The 19,519-nt window shown below is 44.1% G+C and carries 14 protein-coding genes and 1 pseudogene; 4 read left to right on the forward strand and 11 right to left on the reverse strand.

From position 1 onward, the window contains the following. Window positions 1–55: 55 nt before the first annotated feature. The 10 genes from A3CY_RS0104660 to htpG form a co-directional block, all read right to left on the reverse strand. Window positions 56–2,635: a beta-mannosidase gene (locus tag A3CY_RS0104660; protein WP_018336741.1), complete on the reverse strand. Its 2,580-nt coding sequence runs from the start codon at window positions 2,633–2,635 to the stop codon at window positions 56–58. Beyond that, window positions 2,628–4,262, reverse strand: coding sequence for a beta-N-acetylhexosaminidase (locus A3CY_RS0104665; RefSeq protein ID WP_018336742.1), 1,635 nt, complete (start codon window positions 4,260–4,262; stop codon window positions 2,628–2,630). Before A3CY_RS0104665 ends, A3CY_RS0104660 begins: the two co-directional genes overlap by 8 nt. Before the next feature lie 60 nt (window positions 4,263–4,322). Continuing rightward, window positions 4,323–6,422, reverse strand: a complete 2,100-nt coding sequence (locus tag A3CY_RS0104670) for a KamA family radical SAM protein (protein WP_018336743.1) — start codon at window positions 6,420–6,422, stop codon at window positions 4,323–4,325. A gap of 237 nt (window positions 6,423–6,659) precedes the next feature. After that, the gene (locus A3CY_RS0104675; RefSeq protein ID WP_018336744.1) at window positions 6,660–7,133 is read right to left on the reverse strand and encodes a nucleoside deaminase; all 474 of its coding nucleotides are present in this window, start codon (window positions 7,131–7,133) and stop codon (window positions 6,660–6,662) included. A 26-nt stretch (window positions 7,134–7,159) separates the two neighbouring features. Beyond that, complete coding sequence (gene lgt / locus A3CY_RS0104680) at window positions 7,160–8,020, reverse strand: prolipoprotein diacylglyceryl transferase (protein ID WP_018336745.1); 861 nt, start codon at window positions 8,018–8,020, stop codon at window positions 7,160–7,162. Window positions 8,021–8,108: 88 nt separating this feature from the next. Further along, on the reverse strand, window positions 8,109–11,396 hold the full coding sequence (gene secA / locus A3CY_RS0104685) for a preprotein translocase subunit SecA (protein WP_018336746.1): 3,288 nt from the start codon (window positions 11,394–11,396) through the stop codon (window positions 8,109–8,111). A gap of 96 nt (window positions 11,397–11,492) precedes the next feature. Continuing rightward, on the reverse strand, window positions 11,493–11,813 hold the full coding sequence (locus A3CY_RS0104690) for a hypothetical protein (protein ID WP_148375460.1): 321 nt from the start codon (window positions 11,811–11,813) through the stop codon (window positions 11,493–11,495). A gap of 72 nt (window positions 11,814–11,885) precedes the next feature. Then, entirely contained in the window at window positions 11,886–12,542 is a 657-nt protein-coding gene (upp, locus tag A3CY_RS0104695) for a uracil phosphoribosyltransferase (protein ID WP_018336748.1), read from the reverse strand. Window positions 12,543–12,586: 44 nt separating this feature from the next. Further along, window positions 12,587–13,204, reverse strand: coding sequence for an HdeD family acid-resistance protein (locus A3CY_RS20245; RefSeq protein WP_018336749.1), 618 nt, complete (start codon window positions 13,202–13,204; stop codon window positions 12,587–12,589). A 96-nt stretch (window positions 13,205–13,300) separates the two neighbouring features. Then, a complete protein-coding gene (gene htpG, locus A3CY_RS0104705) occupies window positions 13,301–15,352 on the reverse strand; it encodes a molecular chaperone HtpG (RefSeq protein ID WP_018336750.1) in 2,052 nt (683 codons plus the stop codon). Window positions 15,353–15,556: 204 nt separating this feature from the next. On the opposite strand from htpG, the pseudogene A3CY_RS22410 reads away from it, so the two are divergent. From A3CY_RS22410 to A3CY_RS0104715, 3 genes and pseudogenes are all read left to right on the forward strand, one after another. Beyond that, a pseudogene (locus A3CY_RS22410) lies at window positions 15,557–15,745 on the forward strand (tyrosine-type recombinase/integrase); the annotation flags it as partial. A 409-nt stretch (window positions 15,746–16,154) separates the two neighbouring features. After that, window positions 16,155–17,483 carry a tRNA (N6-isopentenyl adenosine(37)-C2)-methylthiotransferase MiaB gene (gene miaB / locus A3CY_RS20250; RefSeq protein WP_018336753.1) on the forward strand — a complete coding sequence of 443 codons (1,329 nt, stop codon included), beginning with the start codon at window positions 16,155–16,157 and terminating at the stop codon, window positions 17,481–17,483. Between the two features lie 37 nt (window positions 17,484–17,520). Continuing rightward, entirely contained in the window at window positions 17,521–18,096 is a 576-nt protein-coding gene (locus tag A3CY_RS0104715; protein ID WP_018336754.1) for an RNA methyltransferase, read from the forward strand. Here the strand turns inward: A3CY_RS0104715 and folP are convergent. Beyond that, the gene (folP, locus tag A3CY_RS0104720; RefSeq protein ID WP_018336755.1) at window positions 18,039–18,869 is read right to left on the reverse strand and encodes a dihydropteroate synthase; all 831 of its coding nucleotides are present in this window, start codon (window positions 18,867–18,869) and stop codon (window positions 18,039–18,041) included. The genes A3CY_RS0104715 and folP overlap by 58 nt on opposite strands. Window positions 18,870–18,971: 102 nt before the next feature. Between folP and A3CY_RS0104725 the strand changes: the two genes are divergently transcribed. Then, the gene (locus A3CY_RS0104725) at window positions 18,972–19,508 is read left to right on the forward strand and encodes a DUF1599 domain-containing protein (protein WP_018336756.1); all 537 of its coding nucleotides are present in this window, start codon (window positions 18,972–18,974) and stop codon (window positions 19,506–19,508) included. The last annotated feature ends 11 nt before the right edge of the window (window positions 19,509–19,519 follow it).

A 19,519-nucleotide genomic window follows, 5' to 3' on the forward strand; every position in this document is an offset into this window, starting at 1 on the left:
ATTATTGTTAGTTACACCACAAAAATAGAAATTTATTGCTTCATTGGATTTTTATCTAACGCAAATAACGATATTTTATTTGTCGCTCAATCTCCGCAAGGGAAAGTTCCGTCTTCACCTTTATCTTATACGTCCGTCCCGGCAATATATCGATATAGTTATCCGAAAAGAAAGCCATTCCCCCCGGTAAAGCGAACATCACGTTACACGCCAATTCATTAGCGGTCACCAAAATATACTTATCTTTTCCCTCTTCCTGGACCCGAATAGATAATCCCGGATCTTTCGGCAAATTCAGATCTTTATGATATTCAAAATACATATTTTTTTCATCCACGACCTGTCCTTCTGAAGTCAAACGAATCACGGCAAGTACATCCGCACCCGTAAGTCCGCGAAGTAAAGAAGAACATTTCGTTCCCGCCAAGACCGTCGACGTATTAGCCGGAATTTCAACATCAGACTTTTCCATGCAAATGATTTTCCCTGAAAAATCCATCACCTCTATACACAACTCCGCATTCATTGGTCGCAAACGATCACTCACGGCATACACGAGTAAACTGTCATTCCGCCATTTTGGAGCCACGATAACCTCTTTAAAACAATCCCGTATCATGTAATGTGCCGCTTTCCACTTGTGATAATAATCCGTGGTAGACCAACTCGCCACAGACCAACAATCATTCAACTGCCAAACCAACGATCCCATACAATAAGGCATATTCCGGCGATGTGCCTCTATCGCCATTTTTGTAGAAAGTCCTTGCAACACGTGCGTCATATAAATAAATTGTTCGAAATCCTCCGGCACACGATAATACATTTTCATGTAATCCAAAATACGTCCGTTACCGATATAACTTCTTTGGTGTGATTTCATCACATCCGAATCAATATCATAATCTTCCGGCAAAGCATACTTCTGTATAGTACTCATTTCCGGGAAAGACTGGAATCCATACTCGCTGCAAAAACGGGTTGTCACTTCATCATAACTTTCCAACGGGCGGAATCCATGCCAAACACCCCAATAATGCTGGTCGCCGGAAGTAGTCCCATCCAATCCATGTTGCGTGGGTTCCGGTCCCGCCATCGGGGAAGACGGCCAATAATCACACCCGGGCATATATTCATCCACTACCCGTGGTAACAAATCATGAAACACGTCATAATAGGCTTTGAACACGGTGTCCTGCTGCTCTTTCGTGAATTGTTGTTTCCATCCCCAGCCCCCGGGCGAACCATGACGCCATGCTAAAGCATTTTCGTTATTACCACACCACAAAGCGATACAAGGATGATTACGCAACCGTACCACGTTATCGATTGCTTCTTGTCGAACATTATTCAAAAACTCCTCATTTCCCGGATACATAGCACAGGCAAACATAAAATCATGCCAAACCATAATCCCGTACCGGTCACATAATTCGAAGAATACATCATCTTCGTATATTCCACCACCCCATATCCGAAGCATATTCATGTTAGCATTCGCGGCATCGGCAATCATTTTCTCGTACAATTCAGGCGTCACCCGGGGCAGAAATATATCATTCGGGATGACATTCGCACCTTTAGCAAATACAGGTATTCCATTTAACTCGAAACCGAATGATTCGCCCCATTGGTCTTTTTTCCGCACTAATTTCAATGACCGCAATCCCGTCGTGATTTCCTTTTCTGCAATAATACCCCGATCGCCCTTTACCCGAATAGTAAACGTGTACAGATTTTGTTTTCCCAAACCATTACTCCACCACAACCGGGGATTCACAATATCGAAAGGCACAGAAATATCATTCTCCCCTTTTTTCAATTTCTCCTTAGCCGCAACCAATATTTTCCCATCATTCAATATCTCAACTTCAACATTTTGCACGTCATCTGCCTTTACCCGTACATTCGCGCTCAATGCAGCCAACTTTCCGGAAACCTCCGCTTGTTTAATATACACATCTTCCACCTTCATTCCATCCCATACTTCAAGCTGCACCGGACGCCATATCCCGGAAGTCACCAAACGAGGTCCCCAGTCCCAACCGTAATGATAAGGAGCTTTACGGGTATACACGCTCACCCTATCTTTTCCCATTTCCCCTCTCTCGCTCTGGTCATTATCGGCAGGCAATCTCAATCCATAACGCTTCATCTCCTCCAATCCCCTTCTCGTGGGAGAAGCAAAAACGACACGCAATTCATTGTTCCCGGCTTTCAATTTCCCGGCAATATCAAACACCCATGTCCGAAACATATTATCCGCAGAACCAAGTTGTTCTCCATTCAAATAAACATCGGCATACGTATCCAATCCTTTAAAAATAAGCCTCTGATTTTTCTTTTCAATCAAATTTCCATCAACAAAAAACACGGTCTTGTATTCCCAGTCTTTTTTGTCAATCCACTGTAACCCGAGTTCGTTCATGCGATAGAAAGGATCTTCGATCTTCCCGTTTGCCATCAAATCTGTGTGAACCGTACCCGGAACTGTCGCCGGAAGCCATTCTCCACTATCCTTTTGGCGGAATTGCCATCCGGAAGCGATTTCCGTTCTTATCTCCTTTTCTGGAGAGCACCCGAGTATCCCCCCAATGCTACAACAGAAAAAGGCGAACCATAATATCTTATTCATTTACTTTTGGCTCTTGCAAAATATGTTTAGCAAAATTATAACCTAAAGCATCATACCTCTGGGTCAACAATTTAGCCCGATTCAAGAAATTCGGATACTCTCTCTGCGCCTGTGGTGTCCAAGCCACCTCAGCCAAAGCCGCCATACGAGGTAATAACATATATTGTGCATGACTGAAGGTAGTTATATATTCAGCCCATAAATTAGCCTGTACACCCATGATTTTTGTTGCTTCCTCCGGGGTCAATCCTTCCGTGGGATCCAAGCTATACACTTTTTCCACGGGCACGTATCCACCGATACCAAAAGGTTCATTCTCCACCGGTTTCGCTTGATAATAATCAAAATAAGCATAATCATTCGGGACCATGATCACGTCGTTACCCCTTTTCGCTCCAGCAATCCCGCCACTCTTACCTCTCCACGACATAACGATTGCCGTTTTAGACACATCCCCTTCCAATATCTCATCCCAACCGATAATCCTCTTGCCTTTCGTTTTCAGAAATTCCTCAATCCGATGCACCACGTAATTCTGTAAATCACCTTCTTGCTTCAAGTTTTCTTTTTTCATCCGGGCTTGACACTTCTTACATTTTTTCCATGCATCTCTCGGGCATTCATCCCCTCCGATATGAATAATATCAGACGGGAACAACTCGGCAACCTCCTCCAACACACCTTCCCAAAACTCGAAAGTCTTCTCGTTTCCCGGGCAGAATACTTCGGGGAATACACCCCACATTTGACAAACCTCGTAGGATCCTCCCACACACCCCAATTCGGGATAGGAAGCCAATGCAGCGAGAGCATGTCCCGGGAGTTCTATTTCCGGAATAACCGTGATGTAGTGATCGGCTGCATATTGAATGACATCTTTGATTTCTTCTTGCGTGAAAAAATAGGGGCCGTAAGGAGTCCCGTCATATTTTCCTGTATTTTTACCAATCACGGTTTGTTTACGCTGGCTTCCAACTTTCGTGAGATTCGGATATTTCTTGATTTCGATGCGCCATCCCTGGTCATCCGTCAAGTGCCAGTGAAACACGCTTAATTTATGCATCGCCAACATATCGATAAAAGTCTTTACCTCATCTACTGTAAAGAAATGACGGCAAACATCCAACATGGTTCCCCGGTACTTTAAACGAGGTTCATCTTGAATCCGTACATTTTGGATTCTAAGCCGGTTCATTTTCTCCCCTTTCTCTATCCCTACTGGCATCATCTGTCGCAAACTCTGCATGGCGTAAAATACAGCCTTCGAGCTTCCTCCACGAATATCGATAGCTTTCTTGCTCACGTCCAAAACGTAAGCATCTAATTTCATAGAAGGATCGACATTGATATTCACTGCATTACTCTTGTTCTCTCCATACTCCACCTTCAAAGCTTCGCCGAAAGATTTCTCCGTTAATGTACTAAGGAAAGTACAGGCAGGAGTTAAATCATCCGCTCCTTTCACCACGTTAATCACAGTTTTCGGCGACAGAATGAATCCTCCGCCTGCAACAGTTACACTTTGAGGCTGAGGAACAATATTCACCTCTTGATTCGGTTCTCCTGCACATCCGGCAAGCATAACAATACACAATACTACAATTGAAACTAAATTGATCTTTTTCATAAACGTATTTTTAAACACAACAGCCAAGATAGGCTAAAATTTATAAATACGCAATTCTTTTTAAGACTCTACGATCAAATTTGTAAAATCTCCCGTGATACCCGTGTATTGCCGGGAATACTCGAACAAAGCAAAACGAGCCTCCGTCTGTCCTTCCGAATAATGCCATATAGAAAAATAATCCTCGACATCTTCTCCCAATTCTTCCAATTGACGTAAATATGCTGCGATAGATTTATTCTCTACAATATAAATATCTCCAATATTATCCACACCAGGACTATGCCTACGATTCACGTCCAACGAAAAACGCAAAATACGTTTCCCCTCTTTCGTCAATCCCACGGTCACGAAAGTCATACTCTTCCCTATTCCCGGCAAATTCATCACGTTCCGGTCGGTAGCTAAAAAAGGTTGGTCATACTTATCCAGCAAGCGGGCAAGACCGGGATTTAAAAGTTCCGGCTGCTCCAATATCTTCAATACTTCATTTTCCAATTCTTGCGACAATTGCCCGTACACTTTTTCTTCTTTCACCTCTTGCTCTGATCGACTATTCGGGGCAAACAAGGCATAATTCTCACCAAATCCCTTTACTGAAAAAGTATAATAAGTCAAAACGCCAATCTTATTCAACTCTTCCCGCAATCTTGCCGTATGTCCTCGTCGGGAAGCAGCCACGGTAAACACAAGCTGATTCGTGATAATCCATCCGGCATCCAGTAACCGACGTACCGCTTGCACCACCTCTTCCGTGATTTCCAAAGGGGACTCGAAATGCGTTTGTATAAAAAATTGTTGTATTCCCGCGTGTACCGCTTTTTCCCGGAACCGTTTCAACACATCAATCAATCCGTCATCAATCCGGCTCGGTAAATATGCCAACAGGCGAGACCCCAATCTTACCCGTTGAATTTCAGCATACTTCTTTCCTTTCACACGATACTTATTCGTCTCTATTTTACGAACAGCCATCTGATAAACAGCATCCAATATCTTTTCTAACGTCGAATTCTGACTCATCAAAGCATCCCCACCTGTGATTAAAATATCTCGTAATTGAGAATCATACTCGTAATAAGTCATCAGGCGTTCCATCTTGCGTTCCCAGCCTTCAACCGGCTTCAATCGTTCCAGATTAAAATTCAAATGTCCTTTCTGGAAATCATACATCCGTTGGCAAAGAGCGCACAATCCTCCACAAGCTCGTCCCATGGAATCCGGAATAAAAATAGCGACTTCCGGATAACGCCGATGAATATTTGTCGAGTTCGGCAACAACCATCCCGCGGCATTAGGCTTGCCGGCTTCCACGACATCCTCTTTCTCCCAAGCTTGAATATGTCCAAAATGCACCACCAGTTCACGGGAATAAATCACGTAACTCCGAATCGTGGAATCATCATATCCTCGTTCCTTAATACTTAATAAAGACAAATAATAAGGTGTCACGAAAAACGGGATACCCTTCAATTTCGCATCATGCAAAATATCCATAGTCTTATCTGATAATGTATTATCTAAAAACAGATTCAATTCATCCGGATCCCGTATAGCCATCGACAAATGAAATTTATAATCTTTCCACCATTCGTCAATCAACCCTCGTTTCTCTCCATCTTCCATTTCCGGCGTGAAACGGTAACGGGAATTCATCTTATTTCTCCGTTCGATCTTCCCGATCAACAACTGACAAATTCGCACTCTATTTTCCCGGCGTTCATAACTAACATCTTCATCTATACCCACCTTCCAACGCTTTCTCCAAGATTTGCTTTGCTCACTGGAAGGCAAAACATCAAAACTATCTTGATACTGCTTGAACAAAAAATACCGATCAATCAAAAAATCCCGGTGTATATCCATGGCTTCTCCCCGTAACGCCTCCCACAGCCATTTTATCGGCTCGTAACGGATTTTCTCTCCTGTCGAAAAATCATGTATATACCGGGAACGATTCACGAACATTCTAAAAAATCGTCGTATAGAAAGAGGGGAAGGACGTCTGATTAAAGTTGCCCGAATATATTCTTTCAGGAATCCCTCGAAATCTCTCCAATCGCCGCATTCTTTGGCTGCTTGTGCTATACCCGGGAAATCCCTTTCAAACAAATCAATTAATTCGGTATACGAATATTTCAGTACATTTCTCACCTTCACGTTCCTCCTTTTTCTATTGGTTAAACAAAAACACGGCATAAAATACCATAGCGTCATCGGACGCCCTCGAAAGCCATGGGTTGGCATGTATTTATACAGAAAGTAAATACCTGAGGTTTACAAATTTAATAAAAAAGAAGAAGAAGGCAAGAAACAGGATAGTTAAAAAACGTATTTACAAAATAAACCCCAAAAATCACATCCGACTTTTGGGGCTCTTTCTATTTTTTATAAAGCTCAATATGCCACTTTATCATTCTTCGCCTGCCAAAGTTTAAACTCTTCTCCGGCACCCTCTTCCCGCTGATTCGTGAAAGGGATAAAACGTTGAGCCCCATCCAACACAATCTCTTTATAGATAAAAGAATCATCAAATCCACCCTCAGCCGCATCCTCTTTCGTGCAAGCATAATACACGGCTTTCGGGCGAGCCCAATAAATAGCTCCCAAACACATCGGGCATGGCTCACAACTGGAATAAATCTCGCATCCCGTCAATTGAAAAGAATTCAACCCCTGGCACGCCTTACGAATAGCATTCACCTCGGCGTGTGCGGTCGGGTCATTATCCGGGACCACCGTGTTTCCGGAAGAGGCGATAATCTCCCCATCCTTCACGACAACAGCCCCAAAAGGACCTCCCGTCCCATTCTTCACGTTCTCCACGGCAACACGAATTGCCTCCTTCATAAATTCACTATTATAAGCCATGAACTATTTTAGATTTTAAATTTACCCTATTTTTTCATTTTTACTTTTGCACTTTCAACAATCAACGGTTTCCTGTTTCTCCAAATCATGTAAATCCCGACAAGTACAAAAGGTATACTCAACCATTGTCCCATGTTCAAGGTCATCGAAGCCTCGAAAGCCTCTTGATTTTCTTTCACGAATTCAATAAAGAAACGAGCCGTGAAAATCAATATCAGAAACATTCCGAAAAGAAAACCTTGTTTATCTTTCACGTTCGTTCTCCAATACAGATGCATCAGCACAGCAAAACTAATCAAATAACAAATTGCCTCGTACAATTGTGCGGGGTGACGAGGTAATTCGGGATGCTCGATACCGTGCCCGTGAATAAAGATAAATCCCCACGGCAAATTAGTCGGAAGTCCCACAATCTCCGAGTTCATCAGATTTCCCATCCGAATAAAGAAACCTGCCAGAGCAATAGGAATTACAGCACGGTCTAAGATCCAAAAAATAGACTTTTTACTCACCTTCTTGGAATAATACCACAATCCCGCGATAATCCCGATCGCCGCACCATGGCTCGCTAATCCCTGATACCCGGTGAACTTAAACGGACTCAACTGGAAAGGCAAAATAATCTCTAACAAATGGTTCTGATAATACTCCCATCCATAAAAGAAACAATGTCCCAAACGGGCTCCGATTACGGTCGCCACGGCAACATATATCCACAACTTATCCAACCATTGCTGACTCAACCCTTCCGATTTGAACATCTTCTCTTCTACCTTGTAGCCGCAAACAAACGCCAAAGCAAACAACAAGCCGTAATAACGAATAGAGAAGCCTCCTAAATTAAAAATCTCGGGACTAACGTCCCAATTGATAAATAATGAAACCATAACGATTCTGTGATTTTATAATTTATGATTAAGAGACTCAATAAAAGCGTAATCGGCAATCATTAAATCTCTCAATCACAAAATCTATTTATTCTTCTCTACCGTGGCAATTCTTGTACTTTTTCCCACTTCCGCAAGGACAAGGATCATTACGTCCCACCTTAGGACCCACTTTCACCGGTTCAACCTTACGAGGTCCTTGATTGGTCTGTGCGGCAGGGGCATCAGAACGTCCCGTACGCATCTTACTCAAATCCGTACGCTTTTCTTCTGCTTGTTTCACTTCCTCGGGAGCCTCGAACGGTATCTGTCCCTTCATCAATGTAGAAACCACACTCTTGTTGATCTTATCTACCATTGTCTTGAACAGGTTGAACGACTCGAACTTATAGATCAATAACGGGTCTTTTTGCTCGTAAGTAGCATTCTGAACCGATTGTTTCAAATCATCCATCTCACGCAAGTGCTCTTTCCACGCGTCGTCAATATGGGCAAGCATAATTGATTTCTCGTATGCACGAACCAACTCTTCGCCTTCCGTGCGATATGCCTTTTCAAGGTTCGTAACCACGTTATACATCTTCTTGCCATCCGTGAAAGGGACCACGATATTTTTGAACATCTCTCCTCTTTGCTCGAACACATTCTTGATTACCGGATACGCCTGTTTCGCGATACCTTCCACCTTGCGGGAGAACGTATCTCTCGTTTCTTTATATAACTTTTCGGTCAAATCGGATGCCGACATCTTCTGGAATTCCTCTTCTTTTATATCGAAATTCACGGATAGATATTTCAACACATCCAATCGGAAAGCTTCCACCTCATTATTTTCCTTGTGTTCTTCAACCAAAGCCTCGCAAACATCATACATATTATTCGCGATATCGACACCGATTCTCTCCCCGAGCAACGCATGCCTTCTCTTCTTGTATATCACCTCACGTTGAGAGTTCATCACGTCGTCATACTCCAGCAAACGCTTACGGATACCGAAGTTATTCTCCTCCACCTTCCGTTGCGCACGTTCAATGGACTTCGTAATCATCGAGTGTTGGATAACATCACCTTCCTCGTGTCCCAAGCGGTCCATCACACGAATAATTCTCTCGGAACTGAAAAGACGCATCAAATCATCTTCCAACGACACGAAGAACTGGGATGAACCCGGGTCTCCCTGACGTCCGGCACGACCTCTTAACTGACGGTCTACACGACGAGATTCATGACGTTCCGTACCGATAATGGCCAAACCTCCGGCAGCACGTACCTCCGGACTCAACTTGATATCCGTACCACGACCCGCCATATTGGTTGCAATCGTAACCACTTGCGATTTACCGGCTTCAGCAACGATATCAGCCTCCCGTTGATGTAACTTCGCGTTCAACACGTTATGCTTGATTCCGCGCATTTTCAACATACGGCTCAATAACTCAGACACCTCGACAGAAGTCGTTCCCACCAACACGGGACGCCCGACTTCTACCAATTTGGTAATTTCCTCGATAACTGCATTATATTTCTCCCGCTTTGTCTTGTACACGTAATCATTCGCATCTTTCCGGATAATCGGTTTATTCGTCGGGATAACCACAACATCCAATTTATAGATGTCCCATAACTCACCCGCTTCAGTTTCAGCCGTACCGGTCATACCAGCCAGCTTATGATACATACGGAAATAATTCTGCAATGTAATCGTGGCAAATGTTTGCGTGGCAGCTTCCACTTTCACATTTTCTTTCGCCTCGATAGCCTGGTGCAAACCGTCTGAATAACGACGACCTTCCATGATACGTCCAGTCTGCTCGTCCACGATCTTCACCTTATTATCGATCACCACGTACTCCACGTCCAACTCGAACAAGGTGTACGCCTTCAACAACTGGTTCACCGTGTGCACCCGTTCCGATTTAGCAGCATAACTTTGAACCAACTGGTCTTTCTTCTCGACCTTCTCTTCATCCGTCAAGTTAGACTTGTCAATCTCTGCCAACTCTGAACCGATATCCGGCAATATAAAGAATGTCGGGTCTTCTCCCGCTGCCGTAATCGTATCGTGTCCCTTATCCGTTAAATCGATAGAATTCAATTTCTCGTCGATCACGAAATAAAGCTCATCCGTGATCTCGGGCATACGGCGGTTATTCTCCTGCATATATATATTCTCGGTTTTTACCAAAGTCGCCTTATTTCCCTGTTCACTCAAGAACTTGATTAATGGCTTATATTTCGGTAATCCCTTGAAAGCTCTCAACAACAATATAGCCCCCTGTTCCTCTTGTTTCCGGTCCCCACTGGCAAGCAAAGTCTTCGCCTCGTTAAAAATTCGTGATACCAATTCACGTTGCATACGAACCAACTTCTCAACACGAGGTTTATACTCGTCAAACATCTGGATATCCCCCTTCGGTACAGGACCGGAAATAATCAACGGGGTACGGGCATCATCAATCAACACGGAATCCACCTCATCCACGATAGCGTAATTATGCTTCCGTTGCACAAGGTCTTCCGGGTGTATCGCCATATTATCTCTCAAATAATCGAAACCGAATTCATTATTCGTACCGAAAGTAATATCCGCCTGATAAGCCTGTCTTCTTTCAGGGGAATTAGGTTCCGTCTTATCAATACAATCTACTGACAATCCATGAAACATATATAACGGTCCCATCCACTCGGAGTCACGTTTAGCCAAATAGTCATTGACCGTTACCACGTGTACGCCTCGTCCGGTTAAAGCATTCAGGAAAACAGGCAAAGTAGCCACCAACGTCTTACCTTCACCGGTCGCCATCTCGGCAATCTTACCCTGGTGCAACACGGAACCTCCGATCAGCTGCACGTCATAGTGCACCATATCCCAAGTTATCTCGGTTCCTCCGGCAAGCCATGAATTGAAATAAACGGCATCGTCACCGTCAATCTCCACGAAATCCTTGCTTACCGCCAAATTCCGGTCAAAATCCGTAGCCTTCACCACGATTTCCTTGTTCTCGGTAAACCGTCTTGCAGTATCCTTCATCACGGCAAAAGCCACTGGCAGAATTTCATTCAAGACATCTTCCAGCTTTTTGTCGATCTGTTCTTCCAGCTTATCAATCCGATTATATATTTCCTCTCTTTCTTCAATAGAAGGTTTATCATTTTCGACCTTTGCTTTCAACGCGGCAATCTCATCCTCTTCCGATTTCACGTGAGCGTGTATCTTCGCCTTCAAATCGGCAGACACCTTTCTCAGGTCATCATTGCTCAAGCCTTTGATCTTCTCCCACTCCGTATTTACTTTTTTCACAACCGGTAACAACTCTTTCATATCACGGTCAGCCTTGTTACCGAACAACTTCTTTAATATATCGTTAAATCCCATACTTTTTTATAATTGAAAATTGAAAATTGAAAATTGAAAATGATAAAACACAGTTTATCCCTTCAATCGTAAATCTAGAATCATAAATTTAAAATTTCAGCATTTCCCCGGCGCTCGTATGGGATTAGCTGCAACTTCCGGAACTTTCCATCCCGGAAGAACAAGTGGTGAATAAGAATAATAAATTTTTACACGATCTATCGAAGCTGTATAATTCGGATGACTAGAAATACCATAATCCCAATCATCAACAGTCCTTTTATCCGTGCAGACCGTTATAATTTTCTCGGTAGGAGAAGAAATCAACAAACGATAGCTGTCATTCGCCACGGGGACATTTCCGGCACGCACTCCTATCGGGAGAGTTGCCACACACCCGGCAAATACATATAAAGCAGCTATTAAATATTTGTTCATTTCCATGACGTCAAAGATAATGCTTTAATCTAAACCTTCAACTTTTAGCTTTCAGTTTTTATCTTTTACTTCTCACAATTTTTCTCCGAAAGCAAGATCTCCCGCATCCCCAATACCCGGGTCGATATAACAACTCTCCGTCAAACCCTCGTCCATGGCCCCCGTCCATATCGTAACCGGCTCATCTTTCAAAGCCTCCGTGATCTTTGCTAATCCCTGGCGACTGGATACAATTGCAGCTATATGCGTGTGGGCGGGTTTCCCGCCTTGCTTCAACAATTCATGATAAGCCACCACTATTGAAGCCCCCGTTGCCAACATCGGGTCTACCAACAACAACTGCTTTCCCTCCAAACTTGGTGTATAAATAGAATCGAAACGTATTTCAAAATCAATATGATTCTCCTTGTATTTTCTTCTTGCAGAAATAAAAGCATTCCCAGCACGGTCAAAATAATTCAAAAAACCTTGATGAAAAGGAAGTCCCGCACGCAACACGGAAGCCACCACCACATCTTCATCTGCCAGCCTCACGTCAGCCACGTTGATCGGCGTCTGCACCTGACGCGATGAATAACGAAAAGTCTTACTAATCTCGTAAGCCATAATCTCCCCCACCCTCTCCAAATTCCGTCTGAAACGTAAAGGATCTTTCTGTATCTCCCGATCCCTAAGCTCTGCCAAAAAACGATTGTAAACCGAATCCTCCTTGTTAATAATATACACCATTATATATTTTCTTTAATAAAACTATCGTAAACACACGAATTCCCTCAATTTTCTATTTCCTCGTACTCCGCGTCCTCGATCTCCCCGCCTCCCATTTTCTGCTGTTGCTCGGACTCGTGAGCCTCTTTTCGCATTTGATTAATCCGGCGTTGGTTAATTAAATCGGTAATCCCGTAGAAAATAGATATAGCCCCGAAAAACGTGATAATTCCCTCTTTCGCGGAAAACGGGTTCGCGAAGATAACCACTCCTGCCAAAAGCACGATCACCGGGAACAAATAACTCATTCCGCTAATTTGCCCGAATCTCCTGGCAGAAGTAAGAACAACCAGTTGCCCGATACCCGCCACGACTAAAATAAATCCTAACAGATACATCAATATATTCGTGAAAGTATCCGCCATCACCCACAACAGGATACCCAGAATAATACTTCCGATCCCGTTAAAAGAAATCAACCCTCTTGGGGAGCCGTCCCCTTGATCTCTCAAGGAAACCAAAAAAGAAACGATCCCGGCAACACAAAATACGGCACCGATAATCTTAACCGTGTAATTCAAAACTTCTGTCGGCCACAGCACGAGTACAACCCCCATCACGATTGCCACGATCGACCTCACCATCGTTCTTTTATAAGACCCGGAAGAAAATATAATCTGCATAATTATTATTTTAAGTAATTTCAATCAAATTCACCCAACGAAAGTAATGATTTTTTCTGAAATAATTAAGCCGGACGAGCGCCCGGCTTAACTTTTTTATTTTATTAATTCCACGCTTCGCTTGACAAACTTGTTCAAAGCCTCTCCTTTCAATAGTCCATTCGCCAACAATGCCAAGTCAATTAACTGACCTACAACCTTATTACCCTTACCGTATTCTTCCAGCAAACTTTTTTTCCGTGTCTGCAAATCAGAAATAGCTTTACTGTATTCAGCCTTCCGGTCCTTATCCACTTGCGGAATTTCCTCCTCTTTCTTACCCTTATTCAATTCATCCAACTCCGCTTGTTTCTTCTCGGTTTCCTTAATCTCGAAATAAATCGGCTCTAGCTTAGCCTGCATCTCGTTCTTTTCTTCTTCGAGAATAGCGTTCACCAGCTTGTGATCCGTGTTCACGACCAACGTGTACTGGTCGCCCATGGCTCCATAGAATCCCATTCCCGGATTCATTGCCGCCATATCCTTCATACGGCGCATAAACTCGGAACGCGTCACAATCACCGGATCGCCATTCTCACCCATCGCCTCGAAATTCACCATAAACATCCCCCCGTCTTGCGGCAATTGAGAAGAGAACACGGCACGTAACTCTTCTTGCTCCTCATGACTCAAAGCCACCTCTTTCACGTCCTCTTTCGGGATCAGCTTATCAATCACGTCCGAATCCACCCGCACGAAACGATGCTCCGGATTCTTTTGTTCCAGGTGATTAATAAAGTGCGTATCCAGCTGACCGTCCATCAGCAACACATCATACCCTTTTCCCTTTGCCGTCTCGATATACGTGTATTGCTCCTTCACCTCCGTCGCGTACAAGAATACCACTTTTTTATCTTTATCCGTCTGATTAGCCTTGATCAAATTCTCGTACTCCTCGTAAGTGAAATATTTTCCCTCGGTATTCTTGAACAAGAAAATACTCTTTGCCCGTTCATCAAACTTCTCGTCCGTCAACATACCGTATTGGATGAAAATCTTCAAATCATCCCACTTCTTCTCGTAATCCTCACGCTTGTTCGTGAAAATATCATTCAAACTATCGGCAACTTTCTTCGTGATATGACTGGAAATCTTCTTCACGTTACGGTCGCTTTGCAGGTAAGAACGCGATACATTCAACGGAATGTCCGGAGAATCGATTACCCCGTGCAATAACGTCAAATATTCCGGCACAATCCCTTCCACGGAATCCGTCACGTACACTTGATTGCTATACAGTTGTATTTTATTCTTCTGTATCTCGAACTTGTTATCAATCTTCGGGAAATACAAAATACCGGTTAAATTAAACGGGTAATCCACATTCAAATGAATATGGAACAAAGGATCTTGAGCCATCGGGTACAACTCGCGGTAGAACTTCTCGTAATCCTCCTCCTTCAAATCCGCCGGTTTACGTGTCCATGCCGGATTCGTGTCGTTAATCACGTTATCCACATCCGTATCCTTGTATTCACCATCTTTCCATTCCTTCTTCTTCCCGGAAATAATCTCGATAGGCAAGAATTTGCAATATTTCGTCAGCAATTCATTCACCTTCGTATCTTCTAGAAAATCCTTCTCCTCCTCGTTGATATACATGATAATATCCGTACCCCGCTCGGCTTTCTCCGTCTCTTCCAAAGAGTATTCCGGGTTTCCCTCGCACGACCATTTCACCGCTTTCGCCCCCTCTTTATAAGATTTCGTCACGATCTCCACCTTGTCACTCACCATGAACGAAGAATAGAAACCTAACCCGAAATGCCCGATAATAGCAGCAGCGTTATCCTTGTATTTATTCATGAACTCCTCCGCACCGGAAAAAGCAATTTGGTTAATATACTTTTCTACCTCTTCTTGGGTCATCCCGATACCGTTATCCGACACCGTCAACGTGCCTGCCGCTTTGTCAGCCTTCACCCTTACTTTCAACTCACCAAGCTCACCCTTGAACTCCCCGTTCGAAGCCAATACTTTCATCTTCTGCGAGGCATCCACCGCATTCGAAACAATTTCTCTCAAGAAAATATCATGATCCGAATACAAAAACTTCTTGATAATCGGGAACAAATTCCCTGTTGAAACTCCTATCTTTCCTGTTGACATAACTCTATATTTTTAATTTAATTGTACTTCAAATTTTTACGACAATTAAATGACAATTGTTATGCCAAAAAACATTCTCTGCCGATTTGGCAGTTCCACTAAAATCCCACGCTATCCTTCCCACATTATTTTTCACGATAAACATAAAAGCCTCTTTCCTATTCAACAACTTTGTAATTTCTGATAATACACCTTTTATCCCTAAAACTAAAATATCATAGACGCCGCCATAGCTTTGCCACTCGATGTATTGAAGCAGGATGCGATTACAAAACAGAAAGCGTGATATTGGGACATTCTAACATATCAACGACGCTCAATCTATATGTTCATCCCAACATGGAACAGAAGAGACGCTGTATCAACAAAATGTTCAAAACCTTTGAAAAATAACAACAGCCAGAAGGGAAACAAAAACTTACCCCGAATACGTTATCCTTACTGGAAGCGGGATAAGTATATTGCCGCAAAAGAGCTAAAATCCATTCTTCGGCAATATGACATTGATTATTCTGCCAAAAAAATTTAGAACGAAGTAACTGTACTGACATCCCCCGCCAACCACAACGCTCCCCCTGCCCTATCACAAAAACCAAGCATAAACCAATCACGGAGGAATCATGAACGCAAATTTACGTTTATGCTACGTGCATGATTGGTGCATGATTGGTTCACGAGGTAGCGAATCGGTAGACCAAGCATCAAGTATCCCTATACAAAAGGTTTATACAAACCAAGTAAACCGTTTTTAGGATTTTGCCCGAATTTCACTACATTTGCACCTTGGAAATAAAACTTGAAAATGGATACACGCAAATTTTATATAGAAACATACGGCTGCCAGATGAACGTGGCAGACAGCGAGGTAGTTGCAGCCATACTGGAAGACAAAGGATACTCCCGAACCGAGGATAAAAACGAGGCGGACGTAATTTTAGTAAACACTTGTTCCGTGAGGGAAAATGCCGAACAGCGGGTTCGTGGACGGGTACAAGGCTTCACGGAAGTAAAAAAGAAGAATCCGCACGTGCTAGTCGCCATCATGGGATGCATGGCAGAACGGTTGGGGGCGGCTCTTTTCGAGCAGGAGAAAAACGTAAATATCGTGGTTGGACCGGATGCTTATATGGATCTTCCCCAGTTGATCGAGCAAGCGGCTAAAGGCGAAAAAGCCATAAATATCGACCTGTCGACCACTGAAACGTACAAGGACATCTGCCCCTCCCGCATAGACGAGACGGCAATCTCCGGTTTTGTATCCATCATGCGGGGATGCAACAATTTCTGCACCTACTGCATCGTACCCTACACCCGGGGACGCGAGCGTAGCCGAAGCCCGAAAAGCATCATAAACGAGGTACTCGACCTTCATTCCAAAGGATACAAGGAAGTCACCCTGCTCGGGCAAAACGTGAATTCTTATCTTTGGCGAGGCGAAAACACGGAAGTGGACTTCCCGGCTCTACTAGCCCTAGTCGCCCAAACTGTACCCGATATGCGTATCCGTTTCGCCACGTCACACCCGAAAGACATGAGTGATGATATACTTCGGACTATCGCCGCATATCCCAATATTTGCAAGCACATTCATCTCCCCTTCCAATCCGGGAGCAACTCTGTGTTGAAAGATATGAACCGGAAATACACCCGAGAATGGTATCTGGATCGCATCCGTGCCATCCGTGAAATTATCCCGGATTGCGGAATCTCCACCGACGTGTTCGTGGGCTTCCACAACGAAAGCGAGGAAGACTACCGACAAACTCTTGACTTAATGAAAGAAGTCATGTTCGACTCCGCCTTCATGTTCAAGTATTCCGAACGCCCCGGCACCATGGCATCCCGAAACTTACCGGATAACGTGGACGAGGAAGTCAAAGGCAGACGTTTACAGGAACTTATTGATATGCAAGTGGAAATATCTCACCAGAGCAACTGGAAAGACGTGGGAAAAGTTTTCGAGGTCATGGTGGAAGGTGTTTCCAAAAAGAAATCCGACGAACTTTTCGGACGCACCAGCCAGAACAAAGTCATCGTATTTCCGGACAACGGGGCCAAAGCAGGCGACCTCGTCCAAGTTCGCGTGACCGAATGCACGGCCGCCACGTTAATCGGCGAAGCAATAAACTAAAAGCAATCATGAATAACCCCAACAATTTTCAATTCCCATGTCCCATCGTAAACTCCTCAACGAAGAACTGAACCGCCTCTCCACGGAAGAATACAAAGAGGCGGCAAAACTCCCGATCGTGGTCGTGCTCGACAACGTGCGTAGCCTGAACAACATCGGTTCGGTATTCCGCACCTCGGACGCCTTCCGGTTGTCGAAAATATACCTTTGCGGCATCACGGCTACCCCACCCCACAGGGAAATACACAAAACAGCACTCGGCGCCGAGGAAAGCGTGGATTGGGTTTATTTCGAGGAAACGACAGATGCCGTGCAAGAATTGAAAAACGAGGGGTTTACCATCCTTGCCGTGGAACAGGTGGAAAACAGTATCTCTTTAGAAACCTTCACCATCAATCCGGAACAAAAATACGCCTTTGTGTTTGGAAACGAAGTCAAAGGCGTGCAACAAGAAGTCATCGACCTCTCGGACAATTGCATCGAGATACCCCAATTCGGCACGAAACACTCCTTCAACATCTCCGTCACAGCCGGAATCGTGTTGTGGCAAGTGCTTCACCCTTTCATCGCCTCCACGATCTTCACGGCTTCCACGGCTTCACGCACATCGTGAACCCGAAGGATGTGGGCGCCTTTCAACAAAGAGATCGTGTTGAGCACGGTCGTCCCGTTCAAGGCTTCTTTCGGGGTGATACCCAGTAGACGCCAAATCATGGTTTTACGGGAAATACCGACCAACAGCGGATACCCCAGATCGAGGAATGACTCCATTTTATCCATCAATTGATAATTATGAGCCACGGTTTTCCCGAAACCGAAACCTTGATCCAAAATGATATTATTAAATCCCAGAGCGTTCAAGCGGGCGATACGTTCCGAGAAGAACTCCCGGACTTCACGTACCACGTCGTCATAACGCGGGTTTACCTGCATATCCTGGGGTGTTCCTTGAATGTGCATCAAGATGTAAGGCACACCCATCTCGGCAACCGTTTCAAACATCCGTTCATCCATCGTGCCGCCGGAAATATCATTCACGATAACCGGACCCAAACAATGATTGATCTCCTTTGCCACACCCGCCCGGAACGTATCGATCGAAACCGAAATCTCCGGATGGTATTTACGCACTAATTCGACAGCAAAGCTTAACCGGGAAAGTTCCTCTTCCTCGCTCACGAAAGCAGCCCCGGGACGAGTGGAATAAGCTCCCACGTCGACGATTCCTGCCCCCTGTTCCACGATCTCGTCCACACGATTTATCACCTCGATTTCACTCAAATACTTTCCCCCGTCGTAAAAAGAGTCGGGAGTCACGTTCAGAATACCCATCACGACAGGTTTCTCCAAACTAATTTTTTTATCTCCCAGTACGATATCCATCATAATTTTCGATTTTCAATTTCCAGTTTTGAATTATTTGACTAATTTTACACTTCAAAGAAACAACTTATTTTTCAAATTCCGTTATCAAAAAACGATAGAATTATGCCAAACACAGCGCAAGAATATGATAAAGTGATAGATATATGCCAAGATATTTTCGTGAAAAAAATGCAGGACTATGGCACGGCGTGGAGAATACTCCGCCCGACCTCTATCACGGATCAGATATACATCAAGGCTAACCGCATCCGCAGCATCGAGGAAAAAGGCGTAACGAAAGTGGGAGAAGGCGTCATCCCCGAGTTTATCGGTATCATCAACTACTCCATCATGGGATTGATCCAATTGCAACTCGGACCCGGCAACGACACCCCGGAAGAAGATATTCTGAAACTCTATCAAGGCTATTTCCAACAGGCAAAAGAACTCATGCTCGCCAAAAACCACGATTACGACGAGGCGTGGCGGGAGATGCGTGTCAGCTCGTACACGGATTTAATCTTGATGAAAATCAATCGGACAAAGCAAATTGAAGACCACCAGGGTGCTACCATTATATCGGAAGGCATTGACGCAAACTACTTCGACATGGTGAATTACGCCGTATTCGGGCTAATCCGCCTGGTCGTGGAGAAATAGAGATTCAATGG

This window comes from Butyricimonas synergistica DSM 23225 (genome assembly GCF_000379665.1).
GTDB classification, from domain to species: Bacteria; Bacteroidota; Bacteroidia; order Bacteroidales; family Marinifilaceae; genus Butyricimonas; species Butyricimonas synergistica.